The organism is Tepidibacillus decaturensis, from assembly GCF_001561915.1.
GTDB lineage: Bacteria > Bacillota > Bacilli > Tepidibacillales > Tepidibacillaceae > Tepidibacillus_B > Tepidibacillus_B infernus.
The window spans coordinates 2,581,555-2,605,010 of record NZ_LSKU01000001.1 but is presented as its reverse complement, the minus strand read 5'-3'; the positions used below and the strand labels follow the sequence as shown (position 1 = coordinate 2,605,010).

The window sequence follows — 23,456 nt, the reverse complement described above, 5'->3', positions numbered from 1 at the left end:
TAGGGGGAATTTCATTATGGAAAAAGTATTTACAATCAAAAACCCAGCTGGTCTTCATGCAAGACCAGCTACATTATTAGTACAAAAAGCAAGTTCATTCCCTGGAGAAATCACCTTAGTTAAAGGGGATAAAACCGTAAATGCAAAAAGTATTATGGGCGTGATGTCCTTAGGAATTAGACAAGGAGACCAAGTAACCGTGGTAACCAGTGGAGAAAAAGAAGAAGAGGCACTAAATGCAATTGGTGAGATTCTAGAATCTGTCCTTGAGTAATCATTTTTCTTTTAATCATGGGATAAGGGGGTTTGTATAAATGAATTGGACAGGCATTGCAGCATCCTCAGGTATTGCGATGGGGCCAGCCTTTCTTTTGAAAGAAGACAAGATTGAAGTAAAGAAGCATTCCCTTCAAGCAGAGCAAGTGGAGCAAGAAATCAACCGTTTTGAAGAAAAAGTAAAACTAGCGATTGACGAATTGGAACTAATTAAGAAAAAGGCGCTGCAAAAATTAGGGGAAAAGGAAGCAGAAATTTTTTCAGCGCATATTCTTGTACTACAAGACCCAGAGTATATTGGTGCTGTAAAAGACAAAATTAAGACCGATTTAATCAATGCAGAAGCAGCATTACAAGAGATTACAGATCAATTTATTATGATCTTTGAAAGTATGGATAACGAATATATGAGAGAGCGTGCTGCAGATATTCGTGATGTAAGCAGTAGGGTCTTAAAACGGTTATTAGGGATTAAAGAAATGTCTTTAGATGAGTTTGCAGAGCCGGTCATCTTGATTGCTCATGACTTAACACCATCAGATACTGCCCAATTAAATCGTGAAATGGTAGCAGGCTTTGCTACGAATATTGGAGGAAGAACCTCTCACTCAGCAATTATGGCAAGATCGATGGAGATTCCAGCTGTAGTAGGATTAAAGGATATTCTTGAAAAGACCAATCAAGAGGACTATGTCATTATTGATGGAAATGAGGGAATCGTTTATATCAATCCTGAAAATGATTTGGTTATGGAATACAGAACAAAAAAAGAACAGTATGAAGCGCATTTAGCTGAACTAAAAACCTTAAAAAATGAGGCTTCGATTACTGCAGACGGACATCAAGTTGAAATCGTAGCAAATATCGGCAACCCTCAAGATGGTAAAGGCGCTTTAGAAAATGGAGCAGAAGGGATTGGTTTATTTCGTACCGAATTCCTCTACATGGGTAGAAGTGATTTACCCTCTGAAGAAGAACAGTTTGCAGCTTATAAAACTGTAGCTGAAATGTTTAGTCAAGAAAGCCCTGTTGTGATCAGATCCTTAGATATTGGCGGGGATAAGGAGTTACCTTATCTTAACCTACCAAAGGAAATGAATCCATTTTTGGGTTATCGGGCGATCCGCTTATGCTTGGACCGAACCGATATTTTCAAAACCCAACTTAGGGCAATTCTTCGGGCAAGTGTATTTGGCAATATTAAATTGATGTATCCCATGATTGCTTCACTTCAAGAGCTTCGCCAAGCCAATCAGGTTTTAGAAGAAGTAAAACAAGAATTAATCAATGAAAAGGTTCCTTTTAATCCAGAAATGGAAGTAGGAATGATGATTGAGATTCCTGCAGCCGCCATTATCGCAGATCAATTAGCTAAAGAAGTGGATTTCTTTAGTATTGGAACCAATGATTTGATCCAATACACGATGGCAGCGGATCGAATGAACGAACAAGTCTCCTATTTGTATCAACCATTCAACCCTGCTGTATTACGTTTGATCCATATGGTGATTCAAGCTGCTCATAAAGAAGGTAAATGGGCTGGAATGTGTGGAGAAATGGCAGGGCATCTTACAGCGATTCCAATTCTTTTAGGAATGGGCTTAGATGAATTTAGCATGAGTGCTTCTTCCGTCCTACCTGCACGATCCCTGATCCGTAAGTTGAATGTGTCTGAAATGAAAAATGTGGCACAAAAAGTATTACAAATGGAAACAGCTGAAGAAATTAAGGAATATGTAGAGCAAGAAGTGTTAGCCAAATTAAAGTAAAAACAAATTTTGAGCACATGAGCCCTGTAGCGATATGGGGCTTGTTTTTTATAATAAATGGAAGTTCAATGGTTAGCCTTATCTAAAAAAGAGAAAGAAGAAATTGCAAGAGAACTAGAGCCGATGCAAAAATAAAAGGAACACGTTAAAGGTGTCCCTTCTGTTTTAAAAGGCTATAATCTGACAGTTGGAGGAACATAGTTTAGTTCTTCATCGAAAGTGATATAATCAAGATTAACCATCAATAAAAGATAACGTCTTCCAGTTTGTGGATCGCTAATAATAATATGATCGCGACCTGCAGCTTCCACACTACCTTTAAATACTTTGGCATTCCATTCTTTATTGTTTTCAAAAGTCATATAAATCGTTGCAATTTTTCCCAAATTAAGTCTTAAAATATTTTCAATATAAGATTGTTCTGCTGGTAAAAGACCAGGCACATCGATTCCTGTTTCAGGTGATGGTGGAATTGGTACCATTGGTTGTTGTGGTACCATTGGTTGCATGTAATCGGGCATATTCATATCATAGGGATTGATTAAATATGAATCATAATAGTATGGATTGTAAGGATACATCGAAATTCAACTCCTCTTTAATAAGTTCGGTAAACGGAAGGGCAATTACTGTAAGTAGGGTGAAAAAAACAATGGTCTTTATAGCGCCCCGCATTGGGTTGGTTATACCATGTTCTTGGGCACGGACCTAGTGGTTCAAAAAACCATAATGCTCGAGTGGCTGGATGGTATTTATTACCTCTAATCACTTTTCTTGCTAGTTGGATATCCTGTGTTCTGGCTCTTTGATAGAAATAAGATTTTTGAACCGCTTCAAATCCACCAGGAGATTGGAAAACCATCTGCTTAACTGTCCGAATGTTTTTAAAGTCTAAACAACTAGCACGTACACGATTAACTCCAACATTACCGACCATTAGCATGCCAAGCTTCCCTTCACCTTAAGCTTCAGCCCTCATTAATCTAGCCAACAGTTTCACGTCTTTTGAATTAGCTTTTATTACAGCCATTGATTCACCCCGCATATATAGGCTTCCATAACAATATATTTAACCTATGCAGAATAGGTGATTAAAACAAAGGAATCATTTTAAAAAAATCCCTTGACAATCTGTTTTAATGCATTGTATTCTTGTATTAATCATTTAATTTAATAAAGGAAATTCTTATCCAGAGAGGCGGAGGGACTGGCCCTATGAAGCCCGGCAACCGGTTTAAATAAAACGCGGTGCCAATTCCTGCAGAACATTCATGTTCTGATAGATAAGAAGAGCGGCGATCACCATCTCTTCTTGAAGAGATGGTTTTTTAATCCCTCTTCTTAGGAAGGGGATTTTACTTTTTTAGGGGATTTGAATGGATGAAGAGGAGGAGTAAGGATGGCGGTGGCAGAGATCAATCTTCATTATGAGTATGGAAAAATAGAAATTGGAGATTTAATGCTTGAATCTGGAACGATTTTACCACAAGCTCATATAGCTTATGAGAGGGTAGGCTCCATTGGTGCACCTGTTATATTAGTGTGTCATGGTTTGACAGGAAATCAATTTGCTTATGGAAATGATGGGACATCTGGTTGGTGGTCTGGGATGATTGGCCCCTATCAATGGATTGATACGAATGAGTATCAAGTGATTACGACAAACGTGATTGGTGGATGTAATGGTACAACAGGTCCTTTAAGTATAAACCCTGACAATAAAGAGATTTATCGTGCTTCATTTCCCTTTGTTACCATCAGGGATATGGTTCATGCTCAATACAAAGCATTAAGGAAAATGGGTATTGATCATGTGCATGCAGTGATTGGAGGGTCATTAGGTGGAATGCAAGTTTTGGAATGGGGAATTCTTTACCCTACCTTTATGGATAAGCTATTTCCCCTTGCTGCGACTTCTTATTTAAGTGACTATGCCATCGCTTTTAATGCTATGTCCCGCTTTGCTATTATTCATGACCCTAAATGGAATCATGGAAATTATCCATTGGAAGATAAACCTGATCATGGATTAAGTCTTGCACGTATGTTAGGAATGATTACTTATCGTTCACAAGAGTTGTATAATCAACGTTTTCAGAGGAGCCTTCGTAATGAGTGGGGGAATTCCCACGATGAAATTACGTTTGAAATAGAATCTTATCTTAGTTATCAAGGAGATAAATTAACAAAACGTTTTGATGCCAATAGCTATCTATATTTACTTAAGGCGATGGATAGTCATGACATCGGTCGTGGCCGTGGAGGATGGAAAGAAGCCTTGAAATTATTAAAAGCCCCTATGATCGCTATTGCCTATAAAGGGGATTTGCTTTATCCGCCAGAAAGTTTAAAGGAGCTAACAGAGGCCTATCGTCAATTAGGAGGTCATGCAAATTTTTATGAGATCGATACGATTTATGGCCATGATGGTTTTTTAGTCGAATTTGATAAATGGGGATCGATTGTAAAGGAGGGTTTATATGGAATCGATTAAGGTAGCCTTACTAGGTTTGGGTACGGTGGGAACTGGTGTATATCAAACGATCATTTCCCATCAAAAACAATTACAACATATCTTAGGCAAGTCTGTTGAAGTCGTTGCGATTTTGATTCAGGATATAGAGAAGAAACGAGTTTTGGAGATGAGGGATTCTATTCTCGTTACAACGAATTATCAGGATATTTTACAATTACCTAAATTAGACGTAGTCATTGAAATGATAGGGGGAAGAGATCCTGCCTATCAATATATCATTCAGGCACTCTCAAAAGGTTGTCATGTGATTACAGCAAATAAAGAATTAATGGCATTTAATGGAGCTGAATTAAAGGAAATCGCGAAACAATATGGGGTAATGCTAGCCTTTGAAGCTAGTGTAGCTGGTGGAATTCCTATTATTCGGACGATTAAACAATTGCTTCAAGTGAATCAAATTACAAAAATCCAAGGGATTATAAACGGGACTTCGAATTATATTCTGAGTCAAATGAGGAAAAAACGAATTTCCTTTAAACAGGCGTTAAAGGAAGCACAAGCAGCAGGTTTTGCAGAAGCAGATCCTACAAATGATATTGAAGGCTGGGATGCTTTTTATAAATTAATGGTTTTAAGTGACATCATCTTTCCTGAACGACCAAACTGGGCTTCAGTGAAAAAGATTGGGGTCTCGGAGGTTACGCTGGAACAATTGGCTCTTGTTGAAGAACTAGGCTTACGAATGAAACTAGTTGCATCACTTTATAAGTCAGATACAGGCTGGAATGTCCGAGTAGAACCAACCTGTTTAGCAGAGTCTAATCCATTGTATAGTGTTGAAGGGGTAGATAATGCGATCATTATTGAAACTGATGTTGTTGGCCGCCTATTTTTACAAGGTCCAGGAGCAGGCTCTCTTCCTACAGCTAGTGCGATTGTAGAGGATTTAGTAGACGTTCTTCAACATCCAACCTATTCCTATCACCATAAAAAGGAAATAGAAACAACGGCCACGGTTACAGAATCAATAGAAAATCCATTTTGGTTAATCATTCATGAGCAACATCATCCAATGACTAGTGCAGATCAAATGTTTTGGCAAGTAAAGCTACACCAATTTGAATTAGAAATGATAAAAAGAGAAACCATCTCTGTACAAAAGGGATTTTTGGTAGGCCATCTGGTAAAGGGGAATGAGGAACAAATTTTAGCATTGAAACAAAACGTAAACCATCGCACAAAAATGATCTATTATCCTGCATTAAGTTGTCATCATGAAGAAAGGGTGGAAGAAGAAGGAATAAAGCTAGGGGGAAGATCATAATGAGTATCTATCAAATTCATGGATTAAAAGAAAAATTAACGTTAGGGAAATTTGTCACCACAGTAGAATTAGAACCGCCCAAAGGAGCAAATCCAATGCCTGTTTTAGAGAAGGCTACCTTTTTGAGGGGGATTGTGGATGCGGTAAATATTGCAGATAGCCCCATGGCTACACTACGAATGAGTCCCATTGCTTTAGCACATGTGATTCAACAGGATATGGGGATAGAGGCGATATTCCATTTAACTTGTCGTGACCGCAATATCATAGGACTGCAATCAGAACTATTAGGTGCTGCAGCTTTAGGTGTTAGAAACATCCTCACCTTAACAGGAGATTCACCAGCTAGAGGAGATCACCCACAAGCAAAAGGAGTCTTTGAAGTCGACTCGACAGGATTAGCCAACATTGCCTATCAACTCAACCAAGGAAAGGACTTATCAGGCAATCCTTTAAACAGCGCAACTGATTTCTTTATCGGCGGTGCTGCAAACCCTGGAAATGATGACCTAGAGCTTGAAGTGGAAAAACTAAAAAGAAAGATTGAGTCTGGAGTCGAATTTGTTCAAACTCAGCCTGTTTATGAACTTTCCCAAGTAGAACGATTTTTAGAGAAAATAAGAGGCCTACCAGTTCATGTCATTTTTGGCATTCTTCCTATAAAGAGTGTGAAAATGGCTTATTATCTAAATGAAAAAGTACCAGGTATCCATATTTCATCGGAGATGATTGCCAAAGTAGAACAGGGGGTAGAAAAGCAGGAATAGAGATAGCACAACAATTAATTGAGGAGATAAAGGGGATCGTTCAAGGTGTTCACATTTATCCAATTGGTGACTTGTCGATTGTATCTGATCTCTTGCAAGTATCTGATAAGCAGATAAAAAAATAATTTGATAATATATCATAGAATGAAAAAACCATGACCGATAGGAAATGTTCACCCTTGTTCATGGTTTTTTGATACTTTGATGGTTTTTTCAGTTTCTTACGATATCACTTTACCCTCAGTAAGTTCATCAACAGGAACCTTTAAACGATGATTATCCATATCTGTTACTTCAGCAGTTCCTGTTTGAGAATCAAGGCTATTGATCCAAACAGATTGATCATCATAAAAGACCTCTATCGTTTCTTTCGCTTGAAGAATTTCCTCTGCTCTATGAAAATTCATTTTTACTCACCTCTTTTCTTTTTAATAGCGTTTCTAATTTATTTTTAAAGTATGCAAAGAAGTAAAGGTGTGTAAGGAGAGGAAATACTAATGACCTACCTCAATGTTTTGAGATTTACTCAACCTGTAATTCAAGCATTGCAAAAATTAGGGCTCAAACCTATTTTTTACTTCTATGGTGAAGCGATACTATTCATGATTATTTAAGTAATTCTCGGCAGCTTTTACAGCTTCCCCTTCATTGATCTTAATTTTTAACTCGGATAAGATCGATTCCAATGCCGTTAAGAACTGAATGACATTACTTCTCTGAGAAGAATATCCCATGAGGCCTACACGCCAAATTTTATTCTTTGTGGGTCCTAAACCTCCTCCGATTTCAAGCCCATAACGCTCGAGTAATAAATGGCGTACTTTCACATCATCAGCACTATCGGGAATATTGACTGAGGTGAGCATAGGTAAGCGATGACCTTCTTGCGCAAATAACTCCAATCCCATCGCCTCAATTCCCGCTTGCAAAGCACGTCCGTTTTGTTCATGACGTTTAAAGGTAGCTTCTAAGCCTTCTTCTTTAATCAATCTTAATGCCTCATGAAGTGCATAAATCATCGAAATCGGTGCCGTATGATGATAAAAACGTTCTTGTCCCCAATAAGCCTGGATCATTGACAAATCAAGGTACCAGCTTTGTACTTTTGTTTTTCTGCTTTTTAGAACTTCAACCGCTTTATCACTTAAACTGACTGGGGATAGTCCTGGGGGAGCACTAAGACATTTTTGCGTACCGCTATAGACCGCATCAATCCCAATCTTATCTACCCCAACTTTCGTTCCACCTAGTGAAGTAACAGCGTCAACAATCATTAAAGCATCATATTCTTTCGCTAGTTTTGCTATTTCTTCTAATGGTTGGTTTGCACCTGTAGATGTTTCTGCGTGTACCACCGCTACTGCTTTTACAGGGGAATAATTTTTTAATGCTTTTTCTATATCATCTGGATTAATAATTCTTCCCCATTCTGCATGAACTTGAATCACTTCAGCCCCTGCTCTTTTTGCAACATCAACCATCCGCTGACCAAATAAACCATTAACCCCAATAATGACCTTGTCTCCTGGTTCAATCAGATTCACAAATACCGTTTCCATACCAGCACTGCCAGTACCTGACATCGCAATCGTTACTTGATTTTTTGTTTCGTAAACATAGCGAATCAATTCCATGGTTTCATTCATAATATTAAGAAAGGTCGGGTCCAAATGTCCTAATAATGGGGTTGCCATTGCTTTTAAAACATGCGGATGAACATCACTAGGTCCTGGACCCATCAATAATCGTTTCGGTAAAATTAATTCTTGGTTCATGCGCTCTCCTCCTATGAATCATGATTTATATATATTAGTTTAAATATTCAATATTTTTCATAAAATACCTTCATGAGAATATTAAATTTTAAAAAAAAGAAAAATCTATTGACACCATAAAAAAAGTAACAATAAATTTGAAAATTAAAAAAATTAACCATTCTCTTTTTTAAGAATTAGTATTAAAATAGATATATAAATAATGTGACAATTTAGTTACAATTAAGTTCTAAGACAACATTTGTAAAGATCTTAAATAAAAAAAGGGGGGGACGAAAAGATGCTTTCTAATATTGGTATGCCAGGATTAATTTTAATTTTGGTGATTGCATTAGTGATCTTTGGACCGAATCGCTTACCCGAGCTTGGAAAGGCTGTTGGCCGAACATTAAAGGAATTTAAAAGTGTAACAAAAGAGATCATTGATGATCAACCGACCACTAAGTAAAAACAATATCACTATTTGTGAATAATTTCACATTTACCAATATTTTTAATATTTTGAACTTAAATTAGAGCAAAAGAGAAAAATCAATTTTCAGGAAGAGGGGATAGAAATGCCAAAGCTGACAAGGCGCCAGTTTTTTAAATTTACTGCAGCATCTGTAGCAGCTTCCTACCTTGCAGAAAAACAAGCATTTGCTAAAGACAATGAAAATGATAAAACATATCCATTAATGACAGCAGGTGCGGCTACATCATATGGTATCTGCCACTTCTGTTCCGTAGGATGTGGGATTGAGATTAAAACAAAGGGAAATGAAATCGTATCTACAGAAGGATTAAAAAATCATCCGATTAATGAAGGTGCATTATGCCCAAAAGGTCGATCCTTAAAAGAAATGCACAATTCAAAATTGCGTCTTACTTATCCATTAGTGCGAAAGCCAGGAAGTGACAAATGGGAACCCATCTCTTGGGAAGATGCGATTAGCAAAATTGCCAATAAGATTAAAGAGGTTCGTGATAACACCTTTGAAAAAACAATTACTACCAAAGATGGTAAAGTCGTGAAAGTGAATCGTGTGAATGGAATGTTTAGTTTAGGAAGCGCGGAAATCGATAATGAAGAAGCTTACCTCTACACAAAGTTTAACCGTGCGCTTGGTGTTCAATATTACACACACCAAGCCGAGATATGACATGCGCCAACGGTGGCTAGTTTAGCCCCTTCATTTGGTCGCGGAGCGATGACAAACAGTTTTACCGATATGAAAAATGCAAAAGTTCTTTTAATCGGAGGAAATAACACCGCAGAAAACCATCCAATGGCGATGCGCTGGGTACTAAAAGCACAAAAAAATGGTGCCAAGATCATTGTCGTGGATCCACGCTTCAATCGGACCGCGAAAGTAGCAGATATCTATGCCCAAATTCGACCAGGGACAGATATCGCTTATCTAGGTGCGATTGTGAAATATATCATTGAGAATAAATTATATGATCAAGAGTATGTCAAATATTACACCACAGCACTTTACAAGGTAAACCCAGAGTTCTCTTTTCATGAAGGTTTATTCTCTGGTTTTGACGAAGCAAAGAAAACATATAACAAAGATACTTGGACCTATCAGTTAGGACCAGATGGAAAACCGATCGTGGCCGATTCTTTTGATGATCCCGATACCGTCTTGATGAAATTAAAAGAACATTTTAAAGACTATACATTTGAAAAGGCTTCCCAGGTTACGGGAATTCCGGCGGAAAAAATTAAATTAATTGCCGATACTCTTGTAGAAAATCGTCCAGGAACCATTCTTTATGCTTTAGGAATGACCCAAAAAACAACTGGAGTACAAGGAATTCGCATGTATGCAATCCTTCAATTACTTCTTGGAAATATGGGAATGGCTGGTGGCGGTATCAATGCAAACCGCGGAGAACCTAACGTTCAAGGATCAACCGATATGGCTTGTTTACCACATATTTTACCTGGTTATATGCCAGCGCCAACCGATAAACATGCGACATTAAATGATTATGCGATGGCATTTGGTACAACAAGAACGAAGCAGACAATTGCATTATTAAAAGCATGGTATGGGGATAAAGCAACTTCTGAAAATGAGTTCGGTTATCATTACTTGCCAAAACGGGATTCAAAAGAAGCATCTCAAGGTCATATTTCCATTTTTGAAAATATGAACAAAGGGAAGTTTAAATTAGGACTTATTTTTGCACAAAACCCTGCGGTTAGTACGCCGAACTTAGAGTTAGTCTGGAAAGGCTTATCGAAATTAGAAATGTTGGTCGTTTCTGAAGTATTTGAAACGGAAACGGCAGCATTCTGGCAACATCCTGGTGCTAATCCAAAAGAGATCAAAACAGAGGTCATTCTTTTACCTGCAGCGATGTCTTTTGAGAAAGCAGGTACAATGACCAACTCTGCAAGGTGGATTCAAGGGAAACCGGCGGCGGTTCGTCCACCTGGAGAAGCAAAACCAGATGCCGATATCATCTCAATGATTCTATTAAAGTTAAAAGAATTATATAAAAATAGCACTGATGAAAAAGATCGCGCAATTCTCGATTTAACATGGGATTATCATGTAGAAGGCAAAGAAGAAATCGATCTTGAGAAAGTCTTAAAAGAGATAAACGGCTATGATTTAACAACTGGGAAACTATTAAATAGTGCAGCACAGATCCAAAAAGCAGAACCAGGCACAGTTTCTTCTGGCTTAGGCGGCCTTTATACAGGCGTGATTACAGAGGAAGGAAACCACACGTTACGTCATGATAATAGTGATCCTAGCGGCTTGGGACTTTATCCAAATTGGACGTTTGCATGGCCAGGAAATATTCGTATTCTTTATAACCGTGGATCTGCTGACATTAATGGGAAGCCTAGAGATAAAGATCGTGCCCTTGTATGGTGGGATGGAACCAAGTGGACAGGTCCAGATATTTTAGACGTTGCTGCCAAAGATAAAGCACCAAATACACCAGAAGGATCAAAAGTCTTCCCAATCGCTGATGCAAAAGGAGCATTGTTTAGAACGGTTTATGCCCAACCACAAGCAGAAAAAGTATCTGTAGAATTGAAAGAAGGGTATGACCCTAACATATTCAAAGTGGCTCCAATACTTAAGGAAGCAGGAATTGCAGATGGACCATTACCTGCTCATTATGAGCCGAAAGAGTCACCGGTAGAAAATGCTTTTTATCCAAAACAAAAAAATAACCCGATTTTGCGTGAGTTCAGAGTTCCCGAAATTCAAAAACTGGGTGAAGCAAAAGACTATCCTTATGTTCTAACCACCTATATGCTGACAGAGCAATTTTTATCAGGTGGGGTTACTAGGAATACACCGCAATTGAACGAATTAATGCCTTCCAACTTTGTCGAGATGAGTAAAAATCTTGCAAAGAAAATCGGTGTTCAGTCTGGAGATAAAGTCACGATTTCCACAGCACGGGGAAAGGTAACAATTTCGGCAATGGTAACTGATCGTATCCAAACCTTAACGATTAATGGGAAACAAATTGAAGTCGTTGGTGTTCCTTGGGGTTGGGGATTTAAAGGTCTTGTAACTGGGGATTCAATTAATCTTGTGACCAACTCGGTAACCGATCCAAATACAGGTACACCAGAATATAAGGCATGCTTATGCAATGTGACGAAGGGGGATAATGAATGATGGCACAAAAAACAGATAAAGCGATATTAGTTGACACCTCACTTTGTACAGGTTGTAAAGCATGTCAATTGGCTTGCAAAGAGTGGCATAATCTTCCAGCTACGGAGTTTGATAAGGTTCCAGGTACTTACCAAAACCCTGCTGATCGCTCGTTTAATACCTTAACCTTGATGCGATTTGATGAAAAATATGATCCGAAGACCAATACTTTTGAGTGGTTAATTCGCAAAGATCAATGTATGCATTGTTCCGATGCTCCTTGTGTTGCGATCTGTTCAACAGGGGCGCTATATCAGCATAAGGAAGGTTTTGTTGCTTTTGATCAGGAAAGCTGTATTGGTTGTGGCTACTGTGAGAAGGCTTGTCCATTTGATATCCCAAGATACCAGCATGATGCTTTTACAGGTAAGGATAAGATGAATAAATGTAATTTTTGTCAGGATAAGATTACCAATGGAGAAGCACCTGCATGTGTACAAACTTGTCCGACCAAAGCATTAGAATTCATGTCATGGGATGAGGCAATAAAACAAGCCTATAAACGAGTTAAACAAATTAAAAATCGTTTTCCAAATGCGAATGTTTACGGTGACAAATTAATGGGTGGAACCCACTATATTTACGTTTTAACTGAGAAACCGGAGGAGTATGGTTTACCAACCAATCCAAAAACAAATGAATTGGTTGAATTCCGCTCTGGTGTAATCAAACCTGTTACCGAGGTATTAATGGGTGTCGCGGGAATTGGATTCCTAGCCAACTTTATTGTTTCTTCCACCGCCTTTAACTTTAATGGAAAAGATGAGCCTGAAGATTTTTTGAAGGAGGAGAAGAAACATGAGTAAAGCCTATAAACGGACGAAATATGTAAAAAGATATTGTGTTCCCGATCAAATAATGCATTGGATGGTTGCCCTTGGTTTTATACTTTTACTTGTAACGGGGTTTATGATTTTCTTTAAAGGACCAGCTTCACTGCTCACAACAGAAGCAGGTATGGCTTTTCGCCAAGGACATCGCATTGGGGCGATTCTCTTCATTGGTGCACCACTGATTTATTTTCTTTTTTCTAGTAAACGTTGGGGGTTTTTAGTTGCTTTTAAATGGGGCAAATATGACTTTGGTTGGTTAAAGGCCGCTCCTAAACACTATTTTATTGGTGGTGAAGGGATGCCGCCACAGGATAAGTATAATACAGGACAAAAACTGTATTTTCTAGTTGTCATTGTCTTTGGTTTGCTACTAGCCATGTCAGGTTTTGCATTATGGTTTGATTGGTTTAATGGTTCTTTGGGAGTATGGATGCTAGTCATACATGATGTTTCTGCGGTAATCATCACGATTTTCTTCGGGATCCATTTGCATTTAACCGTTTTCCATGCCAGAGAAAGAGCATCTTTCAATGCGATGACAACAGGATGGATGGAGGCAGAATATGCAGAACATCACCACAAATTATGGTTTGATAAAGTGAAGTACGATCAAATGATTACCTGTGGTGAGAGAAAAATGAGGAAAATGAAACAGGTCGATCAAAATAAAAACAATACATTCCAAGCTTAAACAGGAAAAAGGTACATTTACATTACGTAAGTGTGCCTTTTTCGATAACCATTATTTCTGGTTTCTTTTAACAAGTGCATGGACAGGGACTCTACATTTGGAGATTAGCATTTTGGAGTAAAACTTTTTTCTTTTCTTTTTTTCACGTAAAATATAAGAAGATATTAATTTAATATATTAGGGGTGCTTTGCTAGAAAGAGTGGTGTAAAGTATGATAAGCATGTTAATCGGTAGTCTATTAGCGGGGATTTCCACCGGCATTGGGGCTTTACCCCTGTTTTTTTAAAAGAATTAAATCATAGAATGAGAGATACCCTTTTAGCTTTTACAGCAGGGGTGATGGTGTCTGCAAGTACATTTAGTTTAATCCCTCAGGCAAAAGAGGGAGGAATTCTTCCTGTTTTTATAGGAGTGTTTTTAGGAACCAACATTTTGCTTTTAATGGAAAGAGTCATACCGCACATTGACATCGAGAACTTTAACCAAAATTTAAAAGGAATTGATCATAAAGCATGGTTAATTGTTGTGGCCATTACTCTACATAATATTCCAGAGGGTTTGTCTGTTGGGGTATCCTATGCCTCAGAACATAGTCAACTGGGGCCACTTATTGCTATAGCCATCGGTTTGCAGAATGCACCTGAAGGGCTATTGGTTGGGCTTTTCCTAGTCCAACAAAAAATTAGCAAAGGAAGTTCCTTTCTCATTGCCCTCTTTACAGGAATGATTGAGGTGGTAGCAGCAATTGCTGGGTATTTTGCCATAAGTATTGTGGATTTTATTGTCCCATATGGTTTAGCTTTTGCAGCTGGGGCTATGATTTATATCGTATACAAGGAGCTGATTCCAGAAAGCCATGGCCATGGTTATGAAGTATCAGCAACGATTGCTTTTGTCAATGGCTTATTAGTCATGTTCTTTTTAAATGAATGGTTTATGTAAAACAAAAACACCTCAATCGAGGTGTTTTAAATTATTATTGTTTTATTTCAAGAAAAGACATGAATGACGGAGCGTATGCAAAATACGATACACTTTAATGCGAGTGTGAAGAACGTAATGGGCGTTTTTGCACATGTTGGTTTTGAAAACGGCGATTACGGATATATAATGCCATATCTGTTGCAACCATGGCAAAGTTGATGATATATAAATAGATAACCCCATCATAGCTATTGAAAAGTTTATTTAAAATCCCAGCAATATAACCTATTAGTAAAATAGTTAAGAATAAAAAGCTTTTACCTTCTATAGATCTAGATTCATAGGATTTGTAAATAGAAAATGGCCATGCTGCACCAAAACAAAGTAACATGACAATCTCAAAAATACTCATAATGAATTCCCCCGATGATCATATTTTCTTCTATCCATGCTTTAAAAGGATATATTTATTTGTTAATCATTTCACATCCTCAATTGACATTATAAATCAAAAACAAAGAAAAAGGTGTGACAAATATTCAAAAAAGATATTACATATATTTAGCAATAATCAGAAAAATAAGCAAAATCAAAAATTTAAAAAGAAAAATAGTAATTTAATGCTTTTAAACATAAAAGCTGTAAATTATAATATAACTATGTTACTAAATGAGAAAGGGAGAAGGAGATTGGGAAAACAAATTGCAATCATTGGTCTAGGTCTTATGGGGGGATCTTTAGCAAAGGCATTACAAAGTAAGTGGGATGTAACCATTACGGGAGTGGACCAAGATCAAACAACTATAGAAACTGCTATGGCCGAACGAACAATCCAATATGGATTAAATCATTTAGAAACCTTATCTTGGGAAGTTTTTGATCTGATTATCTTTTGTACACCGATTGAAATCACCTTACAATGGATGGAAAGAATTGATGGCAAAGTAAAGGATACGGCTACTGTCATCGATATTGGTAGTACCAAAGGGCAAGTTATGCAGCTAGCAGCAAAGGTAAACTATGATTTTATAGGTGGGCATCCAATGGTTGGCTCGGAAAAATCCGGTTATATCCATTCAAAAGGCCATTTGTTTGAAAATGCCTATTTTATTCTCACACCATTAGAGCAATCCAAAGAAGAAAAAATCACCCTTTTATATGAAATGATCGATGCGATTGGGGCGATGCCAATTACCATGGATGCAGAACAGCATGACTTATTTACAGCTGTTATTAGTCATGTTCCGCATATTATAGCTTCTGCATTGGTGCATATGATAAAAGAGTTTGATCATAAAGAGGTGTTAATCAAATTAGCAGCTGGAGGATTTAAAGATATTACACGTATTGCTTCATCAAGTCCTCATTTATGGCAACATATTAGTTTGAGTAATAAAGAAAAAATCGATCTAGTATTAAAACAGCTTCTTACAACCATTGATGAATATAAACAACGATTACGTGAAGAGAACAACGATTATCTGTTTACCTATTTTTCAAAGGCAAAAGAGATGAGAGACCAAATCGTAGATACGGTAAACACAGATATCCCCAAGCAATATGCTTTAATTGTAGATATCGAAGATCGGCCTGGCATGATTGCCAAGATCTCAACCTTACTTTACGAACATCAGATCAATATTAAAAATATCGGAATCATTCATAATCGGGAATTTGAAAATGGTTGCCTAAAAATTATTCTTGAAAATCGTTTAGATCAAGTCTCTGCTTATCAAGTTTTACAAAAACATGAATATCTTGTTTTTAAATAAGGGTTGACACACACACTTTAAAGGGTTAAAATTAGTTTAAATTTTCACAACTGTTCAAGAAAGGCGTTGGAGTTAAACCATGCTTACGAATATTAAAAAAGGGAATCGATTTTATAACTACTTTTTTAGCTGGGGCTTTTATTTTAGCGCTGGTTTTTTGGGTTATAAAAAACGAAAACTACCTTTTTTAATGAGTATTGAATAAAAGCTTAATCTTGAATTTATTCATAAGAGGCTCATTAGAGCCTCTATTTTTTTACCAAAAAATAAAAAGGAGGCGTCATTATGATCGTTGTATTAAAAAGCGGAGTAAATGAAGAGCAGGTAAGTAAGGTAAGTGAAAAGATTGAGAAAATGGGTGTATTAGTTCATGTGAGTCGTGGACAGGATTTAACAATACTAGGATTAATTGGTGATACACAAAGATTAGATACCAGTAAGTTAGAATCCATTGATATTGTTGAAAAAGTAATTAGAGTACAACAACCTTTTAAATTGGCCAATCGTTTATTCCATCCTGAGAACTCAACAGTAAAGATTGAGAACCAACAAGTAGGTGGCGACTCTTTTACAATCATTGCCGGCCCATGTTCTGTTGAAAGTGAAGAGCAGATAATGACTGTGGCTCAAGGTGTTAAGGAATCAGGTGCCCATATGCTTCGAGGTGGGGCATATAAACCGAGAACCTCGCCATATGGTTTTCAAGGATTACAGGAAGAAGGACTACAATTATTAAAAATGGCTAAAGAGCATACTTCTTTACCCATTGTAACAGAGGTTATCTCTCCTGATTTAGTTGGGGTTGTGAGTGAGTATTCTGACGTCTTACAGGTTGGTGCAAGGAATATGCAGAACTTCCAACTATTAAAAGAAATCGGTAAAACCAATAAGCCTGTTTTGTTAAAAAGAGGTGCTTCTGCTACGATTGAAGAGTGGTTATTAGCGGCTGAATATATTTTGTCTGAAGGAAACGAGAACGTCATTTTATGTGAAAGAGGTATTCGTACCTTTGAGAAATATACCAGAAATACGTTAGACTTAAGCTCTATCCCGGTTGTAAAAAAATTAAGTCATTTGCCAGTGATTGTTGATCCAAGTCATGCTGCAGGAAAAAGAGATTGGGTGATTCCACTTGCAAGAGCAGCAATGGCTGTAGGAGCCGATGGAATTATTGTTGAGGTCCATCAACAACCAGAAATTGCTTTAAGCGATGCAGCCCAGCAACTAACCTTACCGATGTTTGATGACTTAATCAATGATCTGAAGAAAATGGCAGATGTAATGGGTCGTAAAATCTAATTTCTTTGAAAAAGAGGTACGAAACATGGAACGGTTAGACCAAATAAGAGCTGAAATTGATCAATATGATCAACAAATCGTTGAATACTTTGAAAAAAGAATAAAAAAAGCATTAGAAGCCTTAGAAATCAAACAAGAGCTTGGGCTTCCTATCCTGCAACAAGATCGAGAACAACTCGTTTTGGATAAAGTGGTTCGACATCTACAAGATAAAGAACTAACTCAAGAAATTCAGGAATTATATCGAATTATCATGAAATTAAGTAGACAGATTCAGGCTAAAAAGTGGAATCTGTCAGATCTGCTTTTGATAGGAGAATCGATTTTACTTCCAATTGGGGAACCATTAAGCAAAAAAACAATCGCTTTTCAGGGTGAACCAGGTGCATTTGGCCATCAAGCCTTAAAAAAATATTTTGGTAATAAAGAAACCGTTCTTCATTTTGAAAAATTTGAGGATGTGTTTAAGGCATTAGTAGAGGGGAATGCCGACTATGGGGTATTACCGATTGAAAATTCATCAACAGGGGGTATTCATGAAGTTTATGACCTTCTGCTAAAATACGATTTATATATTGTAGGTGAAGAAATCTTACCGATTGAACATCATCTTCTTAGTGTTGAAGGGGCGACCGAAGAATCAATTGTTGAGGTATATTCCCATATCCAGGGATTCCGTCAATGCAAATCCTTTTTAGATCAGCATCCTGATTGGAAATTGATCACTTATGATAATACAGCAGCAAGTGCAAAACTCATTAAAGAATTGAACGAGACAAGTAAAGCGGCGATTGCAAGTAAGGAAGCAGCCGAATTATATGGCTTAAAGGTATTAAAGAACAATATTCAAACCAATCAAGAAAATTGGACTCGTTTTATCATCGTAGGGAGAAAAGTGGAATTGAGTGAAGAAAGTAAAAAAATAAGTTTGATCTATTCTTTACGACATAATGTTGGATCACTGTATGATAGTTTAGGAATTTTTACAAAACACGGTATTAACCTTGTTAAATTAGAATCAAGGCCAATTCCTAACCAACCATGGAAATATCATTTTTATGTGGATGTTGAAGGGAATTTATTAGATAAACAAATACAACGAGCAATTGAGGAATTACAAGAGAATATCATTAATTTAAAAATCATCGGAAACTATTAGGGAATAAACTTAAGAAAAAAAGGGGACTAGGTGTAGCCTAATCCCCTTATTTATACCCATCTACAATCAAATCTAATCTGCCTGTATGTGGATCGATAATTAGTCCATGAACAGGGGTCCCCTTTGGTAATAAGGGATGGTTTTTAATGACTTGAACACTATGTTTTACATTCTCCTCCACACTTTCAAATCCAGATAACCATTCAACAAGAGGAATACCTGAATGTTCCAGTGTATTGATCACTTCTTCAGATATACTTCTTTCCTTCATATGTTTAATCATTTGCTTACTATCAATTTGGCTCATACCACAGTCATAATGGCCGATCACCATTACCTCCTCTGCCTGAAGCTCATATAGCGCAACAAGAATACTTTTCATCGCACTTCCAAATGGATGAGAAACAATCGCTCCTGCATTTTTTATCATTTTAATATCTCCATTTTTTATGTTCATCGCTTGGGGAAGTAGTTCCACCAAACGGGTATCCATACAGGTTAAGACCACTATTTTCTTGTTGGGGAACTTGCTTGTCTGATATCTTTCATATTCAGTATTTTCGACAAACGTTTCATTAAACGCTAAAATTTCATAAAGTTTTTCCATTTCTATTGCTCCTTTGCTAAAGTTTTTTACTTCTCAATTCATTTTAGCTATAATAGGTTGAAGGTGGTGAAGAAAATGGAGACATTACAACGTTTTTTATATTATCCTATCAACCAATTACCTTATGTTATTTTTGCACTAATTGTCGCTTTTACTGTACATGAATTTAGCCATGCCTTTGTTGCGTATAAATTTGGCGATCCTACTGCTAAAAATCAAGGCCGATTGACATTAAATCCCGCGGTTCATTTAGACCCGATTGGAACGATTTTAATATTTATTGCTGGATTAGGTTGGGCAAAACCAGTTCCTGTGAATTACTTCTTTTTTAAGAATAAACGACTTGCTGGTGTTTTAGTATCCATTGCAGGCCCGATCAGTAACTTATTGGTGGCTACCATCGCTATGGGATTATGGTTTGCACTTGATGCTATTGGAATACTTGCTCAATTAAGCGCTAGGGCAATAGATGTTCTTATTCCATTATTTACAATTTTGATCAATTTAAATGTGGTGTTATTTATATTTAATTTAATCCCACTTCCTCCACTTGATGGTTATCGAGTGATCGAGGATTTAGCACCAAGTCAAGTCAGATCAAAACTTATTCAATATGAACATTATAGTTTGTTTATTTTCCTCATTTTATTTATCACACCTGTTGGGGATTTTGTGTTTGGCTCAATCTTTGATATTATCCAACCAATCATCTTTAATTCATTGGAGAATTTATTTCTTTTCATCTTTAGCTTGTAATTTATAGATAAGAGGGATGGCGTAATGTCTATTTATGTCTTTGGTTTTATTCTTTATCTACTTATTATTTTTGGCATTGGCATCTTTACAAAAAGATATATTAAAGATTCCTCAGATTTCTTGGTTGGAGGACGTAGACTAAACACTGGGCTATTATTTACCACTTTGCTTTCAGCTAATATTGGGGCTGGGTCAACAGTAGGAGTAGCGGGTTTGGGCTATATCAATGGGGTCTCTGCATGGTGGTGGATTGGTGCTTCAGCCATTGGTTCCTTTCTGTTAGCTTATACAGTAGGGCCTAAAATCTGGGGACTATCAAAACAATATAATCTTATCACATTAGGTGATTATCTTGAACATCGATATCATACTTCTTTCCGTTTAATGATTGCAGCCATGATGGCCATTGGTACACTGGCATTATTCGCTGGACAATTGATTGGGATTTCTTGGATTTTAACGGTGGTTGTTGGAACTTCAAAAACGGTCGGTGTACTCATTGGGGCAATTGTAGTTAGTCTTTATTTTGTGATCGGCGGTCTTTTATCCTCAGCGATCGTTAATGTATTTCAATTATCTATGATTTTGTTTGGCTTTATCATCTCTTTGCCTTTTGCTCTCAATTCCATTGGCGGTTGGGATTCATTAGTACAATTAGTTAGTCAACATCTAGATGATGTAGAGAAAAGTCGACAATATTTCTCTTTTAGCGGAATTGGCATCAAGGCGATTATTGGCTATATCTTTTTATTAACACCTTCTTTTATTATCTCGCCTGGACTGATTCAGAAGATTTTTGGTGCAAAAGATGAGCAGGTAGTCAAAAAAGGAACGGCATATAATGGATTGATTCAATTATTTTTTGCTTTTATCCCAGTCATCATAGGAATGACGGCTTTTGCCGCTTTCCCTGAACTAGCAAGTCGAGAGATGGCTTTACCTATGGTAATGAAAGAAATGCTGCCTGTTGGGATCAGCGTGTTAGCGCTAGCTGCTATTTTTGCTGCCGAGGCAAGCACTGCTGATGCGGTATTATTTATGATTACATCCTCATTAGCAAAGGATATTTATGCAACCTATATCAATAAAAAGGTTTCCAATCAAGAATTGCTGAAAGTAAGCCGGATGATTACTATTGTTAGTGGCGTAGCTGGTGTGGTGTTAGCCTTATATTTACCTAATATCATTGCTAGTTTGTCTATCTTCTATTCTTTAATGTCTGTTGCGATTACTGCACCATTATTATTCGGTCTGTATTCAAAGGGGGCCAATACATTATCTGCTTTTCTGGCAAGTGGACTTGGGATAGGGATTACTTTGGTACTAAATTATACTACGGGTGGAAAAGGGTTTGGCATTTTAACCCCTCAAGCGATTGGGATGATTGTTTCGATTGGCTTGATCCTGTTGATGGTTCTTTTCACAAAACCAAGGAGGTTTTAATCAGATTGATAGGATTTTTAATTGATTTAGATGGAACGATGTATCATGGTGGAGTAGCAATTCCTCATGCCCCATCATTCATTCAACATTTAAGGGAAAGAGGGATTCCATTCCTATTTGTAACCAACAACTCTTCAAGGACACCTAAGATGGTGGCCGATCATCTTAACAAACTAGGAATTCCTGCACATGAGCATGAGATTTATACATCGGCTCAAGCCACAGCACAATATATTATTGACTACAAACTAGGTAAAAATGTATATATGATTGGTGAATCTGGATTAGAAGCAGCACTAGAAGAGGTAGGAATCCAAATTAGTGAGGGAATTAATGAGGGAAAGGAACAGATTGATGCGGTTATTCAAGGAATCGATCGAGCGTTCAATTATCAAAAATTAACGAAAGCTGTTCAATTGATCCACCAAGGGGCAAGGTTTATCATAACAAATCCTGATCATCTTCTTCCTTCTGACAAAAGGCCTCAACCAGGAGCGGGTTCAATTGCAGCAGCGATTCAGGCCGCGAGCAAAAAAGAACCGGTGGTGATTGGTAAACCCTCACCAATCATCATGGAATACGCCATTACTAAGCTAATGAGTCAAGCCCCTTCTTTATCTAGGGCAAATATCTGGGTGGTCGGTGATAATCTGCATACAGATATCCAAGCAGGAATCAAAGCCGGGTTATCAACTGCATTAGTATTAACAGGGATAACCAAAGCAGATGATCTTAACCTTTCTTCATTTCAGCCACAAATTGTGGTAAATGATTTGTTTGAGTTAGCACAGAAATTATTATAGGAAGTATGTTAAAATAGTAGATATCATTTTGAAAACAAGAATGGAAGATTACGTAATGATCAAATCAACAACAAGTGTTCAAGAGCAGGTTCCTCGCTTATGGGGGAACAAACGTTATCATACATTAAATTATGATTATCGCCAGAAATTTGGAGAAAAAGTATTTAAAGTGATGTTAGATGGTGGATTTACTTGTCCAAACCGTGATGGTTCAGTGGCTACAGGAGGTTGTATTTTTTGTAGTGCTCGTGGATCCGGCGATTTTGCTGGAGATAGAAGAATAGAATTAAAACAGCAATTTAGAGAAGTACGAGATAAGATGCATGAAAAGTGGCCGAAGGCAAAATATATTGGCTATTTTCAGGCCTTCTCTAATACGTATGCTCCTGTAAACGAATTACGAGAGATGTATGAAGCAATCTTAGAGGAAGAAGGAGTTGTTGGCCTATCCATTGCTACTCGCCCAGATTGTTTGCCAGATGATGTTCTTGATTTACTAGAGGAAATGAATCATAAAACAAACCTCTGGGTCGAATTGGGTCTACAAACCATTCATGAGCATACCCAACAATTGATAAACAGAGCCCATAGTTATGAAGTTTTTTTAGATGGCGTTCGTAAATTAAGAGAACGGAATATTAATGTAGTGGTTCATATTATTGTGAATTTGCCTGGAGAAAGTGAAGAAGAAATGATGGAAACGGCAAAAGCTGTAGCCCAGATGCCTGTTCAAGGTATAAAAATCCATATGCTTCATCTCTTGAGAAAAACACCGATGATGAAATTATATCGGGAAGGCAAATTAACTTTTATGAATCGTGAGGAATACACCAAGTTGGTCGTAGATATGATTGAAATTTTGCCTCCTGAGATGGTTGTTCATCGTTTAACAGGAGATGGCCCACCAGATCTTTTAGTAGAACCATTATGGACATTGAAGAAATGGGAAGTTTTAAATGGGATTGATAAAGAATTAGCAAGAAGGGATACATGGCAAGGCAAATATTTTGAAGAAAATTGTATCTTCCATGATGATCACCTCTAATCTTGAAAGAAAGATTGGTGAAAATGCTTTAACTTCCCTCCGAAAGAAGTCTCCCA

The 23,456-nt window shown here is 37.3% G+C and carries 22 protein-coding genes, 1 pseudogene and 1 riboswitch; of the genes and pseudogenes, 17 read left to right on the top strand and 6 right to left on the bottom strand.

The genetic code is table 11. From position 1 onward, the window contains the following. Positions 1-16 precede the first annotated feature (16 nt). Positions 17-274, top strand: a complete 258-nt coding sequence (locus U473_RS12180) for an HPr family phosphocarrier protein (RefSeq protein WP_068726767.1) — start codon at positions 17-19, stop codon at positions 272-274. A 40-nt stretch (positions 275-314) separates the two neighbouring features. After that, entirely contained in the window at positions 315-2,045 is a 1,731-nt protein-coding gene (gene ptsP, locus U473_RS12175) for a phosphoenolpyruvate--protein phosphotransferase (protein ID WP_068726764.1), read from the top strand. Between the two features lie 173 nt (positions 2,046-2,218). On the opposite strand, the gene gerQ is transcribed toward ptsP, so the two are convergent. Together gerQ and U473_RS12165 are read right to left on the bottom strand one after the other, a co-directional pair. Next, positions 2,219-2,626: a spore coat protein GerQ gene (gene gerQ, locus U473_RS12170; protein ID WP_068726762.1), complete on the bottom strand. Its 408-nt coding sequence runs from the start codon at positions 2,624-2,626 to the stop codon at positions 2,219-2,221. 17 nt (positions 2,627-2,643) lie between these two features. Beyond that, positions 2,644-3,075, bottom strand: a pseudogene (locus tag U473_RS12165) (cell wall hydrolase). A gap of 153 nt (positions 3,076-3,228) precedes the next feature. Beyond that, positions 3,229-3,335, top strand: a riboswitch (SAM riboswitch). A 109-nt stretch (positions 3,336-3,444) separates the two neighbouring features. Here U473_RS12165 and metX point away from each other — a divergent pair. The 3 genes from metX to U473_RS12150 are packed head-to-tail and all read left to right on the top strand — an operon-like array spanning position 3,445 to position 6,612. After that, positions 3,445-4,539, top strand: coding sequence for a homoserine O-acetyltransferase MetX (gene metX, locus U473_RS12160; protein WP_068726760.1), 1,095 nt, complete (start codon positions 3,445-3,447; stop codon positions 4,537-4,539). After that, positions 4,526-5,845, top strand: coding sequence for a homoserine dehydrogenase (locus U473_RS12155; protein ID WP_068726757.1), 1,320 nt, complete (start codon positions 4,526-4,528; stop codon positions 5,843-5,845). Before metX ends, U473_RS12155 begins: the two co-directional genes overlap by 14 nt. Continuing rightward, positions 5,845-6,612, top strand: coding sequence for a methylenetetrahydrofolate reductase (locus tag U473_RS12150; RefSeq protein WP_201024192.1), 768 nt, complete (start codon positions 5,845-5,847; stop codon positions 6,610-6,612). The genes U473_RS12155 and U473_RS12150 overlap by 1 nt, the downstream gene beginning before the upstream one ends. Positions 6,613-6,833: 221 nt before the next feature. Here U473_RS12150 and U473_RS12145 read toward each other — a convergent pair whose 3' ends face one another. Next, positions 6,834-7,019 carry an H-type small acid-soluble spore protein gene (locus tag U473_RS12145; RefSeq protein WP_068726755.1) on the bottom strand — a complete coding sequence of 62 codons (186 nt, stop codon included), beginning with the start codon at positions 7,017-7,019 and terminating at the stop codon, positions 6,834-6,836. A 189-nt stretch (positions 7,020-7,208) separates the two neighbouring features. Next, positions 7,209-8,387 (bottom strand): pyridoxal-phosphate-dependent aminotransferase family protein, encoded by a 1,179-nt coding sequence (locus tag U473_RS12140; protein ID WP_068726752.1) that lies wholly within the window; start codon positions 8,385-8,387, stop codon positions 7,209-7,211. 280 nt (positions 8,388-8,667) lie between these two features. On the opposite strand from U473_RS12140, the gene U473_RS12135 reads away from it, so the two are divergent. From U473_RS12135 to U473_RS12110, 5 genes are all read left to right on the top strand, one after another. Next, complete coding sequence (locus U473_RS12135) at positions 8,668-8,835, top strand: twin-arginine translocase TatA/TatE family subunit (RefSeq protein ID WP_068726750.1); 168 nt, start codon at positions 8,668-8,670, stop codon at positions 8,833-8,835. A gap of 109 nt (positions 8,836-8,944) precedes the next feature. Next, the gene (gene fdnG, locus U473_RS12125; protein ID WP_082732534.1) at positions 8,945-12,028 is read left to right on the top strand and encodes a formate dehydrogenase-N subunit alpha; all 3,084 of its coding nucleotides are present in this window, start codon (positions 8,945-8,947) and stop codon (positions 12,026-12,028) included. Then, on the top strand, positions 12,025-12,873 hold the full coding sequence (locus tag U473_RS12120; protein WP_082732533.1) for a 4Fe-4S dicluster domain-containing protein: 849 nt from the start codon (positions 12,025-12,027) through the stop codon (positions 12,871-12,873). The genes fdnG and U473_RS12120 overlap by 4 nt, the downstream gene beginning before the upstream one ends. Next, positions 12,866-13,591 carry a formate dehydrogenase subunit gamma gene (locus tag U473_RS12115; protein WP_068726743.1) on the top strand — a complete coding sequence of 242 codons (726 nt, stop codon included), beginning with the start codon at positions 12,866-12,868 and terminating at the stop codon, positions 13,589-13,591. Before U473_RS12120 ends, U473_RS12115 begins: the two co-directional genes overlap by 8 nt. Positions 13,592-13,934: 343 nt before the next feature. Further along, positions 13,935-14,534, top strand: a complete 600-nt coding sequence (locus U473_RS12110) for a ZIP family metal transporter (protein WP_321164171.1) — start codon at positions 13,935-13,937, stop codon at positions 14,532-14,534. A 94-nt stretch (positions 14,535-14,628) separates the two neighbouring features. Here the strand turns inward: U473_RS12110 and U473_RS12105 are convergent, their stop codons facing one another. After that, on the bottom strand, positions 14,629-14,928 hold the full coding sequence (locus U473_RS12105; protein WP_068726741.1) for a hypothetical protein: 300 nt from the start codon (positions 14,926-14,928) through the stop codon (positions 14,629-14,631). Between the two features lie 277 nt (positions 14,929-15,205). Here U473_RS12105 and U473_RS12100 point away from each other — a divergent pair, with 277 nt between their 5' ends. The 3 genes from U473_RS12100 (at position 15,206) to pheA (ending at position 18,746) form a co-directional block, all read left to right on the top strand. Beyond that, entirely contained in the window at positions 15,206-16,288 is a 1,083-nt protein-coding gene (locus tag U473_RS12100) for a prephenate dehydrogenase (protein ID WP_161937333.1), read from the top strand. 285 nt (positions 16,289-16,573) lie between these two features. Beyond that, a complete protein-coding gene (gene aroF, locus U473_RS12095; RefSeq protein WP_068726739.1) occupies positions 16,574-17,587 on the top strand; it encodes a 3-deoxy-7-phosphoheptulonate synthase in 1,014 nt (337 codons plus the stop codon). A 25-nt stretch (positions 17,588-17,612) separates the two neighbouring features. Further along, the gene (gene pheA, locus U473_RS12090; RefSeq protein ID WP_068726736.1) at positions 17,613-18,746 is read left to right on the top strand and encodes a prephenate dehydratase; all 1,134 of its coding nucleotides are present in this window, start codon (positions 17,613-17,615) and stop codon (positions 18,744-18,746) included. A 46-nt stretch (positions 18,747-18,792) separates the two neighbouring features. On the opposite strand, the gene U473_RS12085 is transcribed toward pheA, so the two are convergent. After that, positions 18,793-19,353: a beta-class carbonic anhydrase gene (locus tag U473_RS12085; RefSeq protein WP_068726734.1), complete on the bottom strand. Its 561-nt coding sequence runs from the start codon at positions 19,351-19,353 to the stop codon at positions 18,793-18,795. 75 nt (positions 19,354-19,428) lie between these two features. Here U473_RS12085 and U473_RS12080 point away from each other — a divergent pair, with 75 nt between their 5' ends. Genes U473_RS12080 through U473_RS12065 form a run of 4 tightly spaced genes read left to right on the top strand, consistent with a single transcriptional unit; the run spans position 19,429 to position 23,400 of the window. Beyond that, entirely contained in the window at positions 19,429-20,109 is a 681-nt protein-coding gene (locus tag U473_RS12080) for a site-2 protease family protein (protein ID WP_068726732.1), read from the top strand. A gap of 24 nt (positions 20,110-20,133) precedes the next feature. Next, positions 20,134-21,552 carry a sodium:solute symporter family protein gene (locus tag U473_RS12075; RefSeq protein ID WP_068726729.1) on the top strand — a complete coding sequence of 473 codons (1,419 nt, stop codon included), beginning with the start codon at positions 20,134-20,136 and terminating at the stop codon, positions 21,550-21,552. A gap of 5 nt (positions 21,553-21,557) precedes the next feature. Then, entirely contained in the window at positions 21,558-22,355 is a 798-nt protein-coding gene (locus tag U473_RS12070) for a TIGR01457 family HAD-type hydrolase (RefSeq protein WP_068726727.1), read from the top strand. Between the two features lie 55 nt (positions 22,356-22,410). After that, positions 22,411-23,400 (top strand): TIGR01212 family radical SAM protein, encoded by a 990-nt coding sequence (locus U473_RS12065; protein ID WP_068726724.1) that lies wholly within the window; start codon positions 22,411-22,413, stop codon positions 23,398-23,400. Positions 23,401-23,456 lie beyond the last annotated feature (56 nt).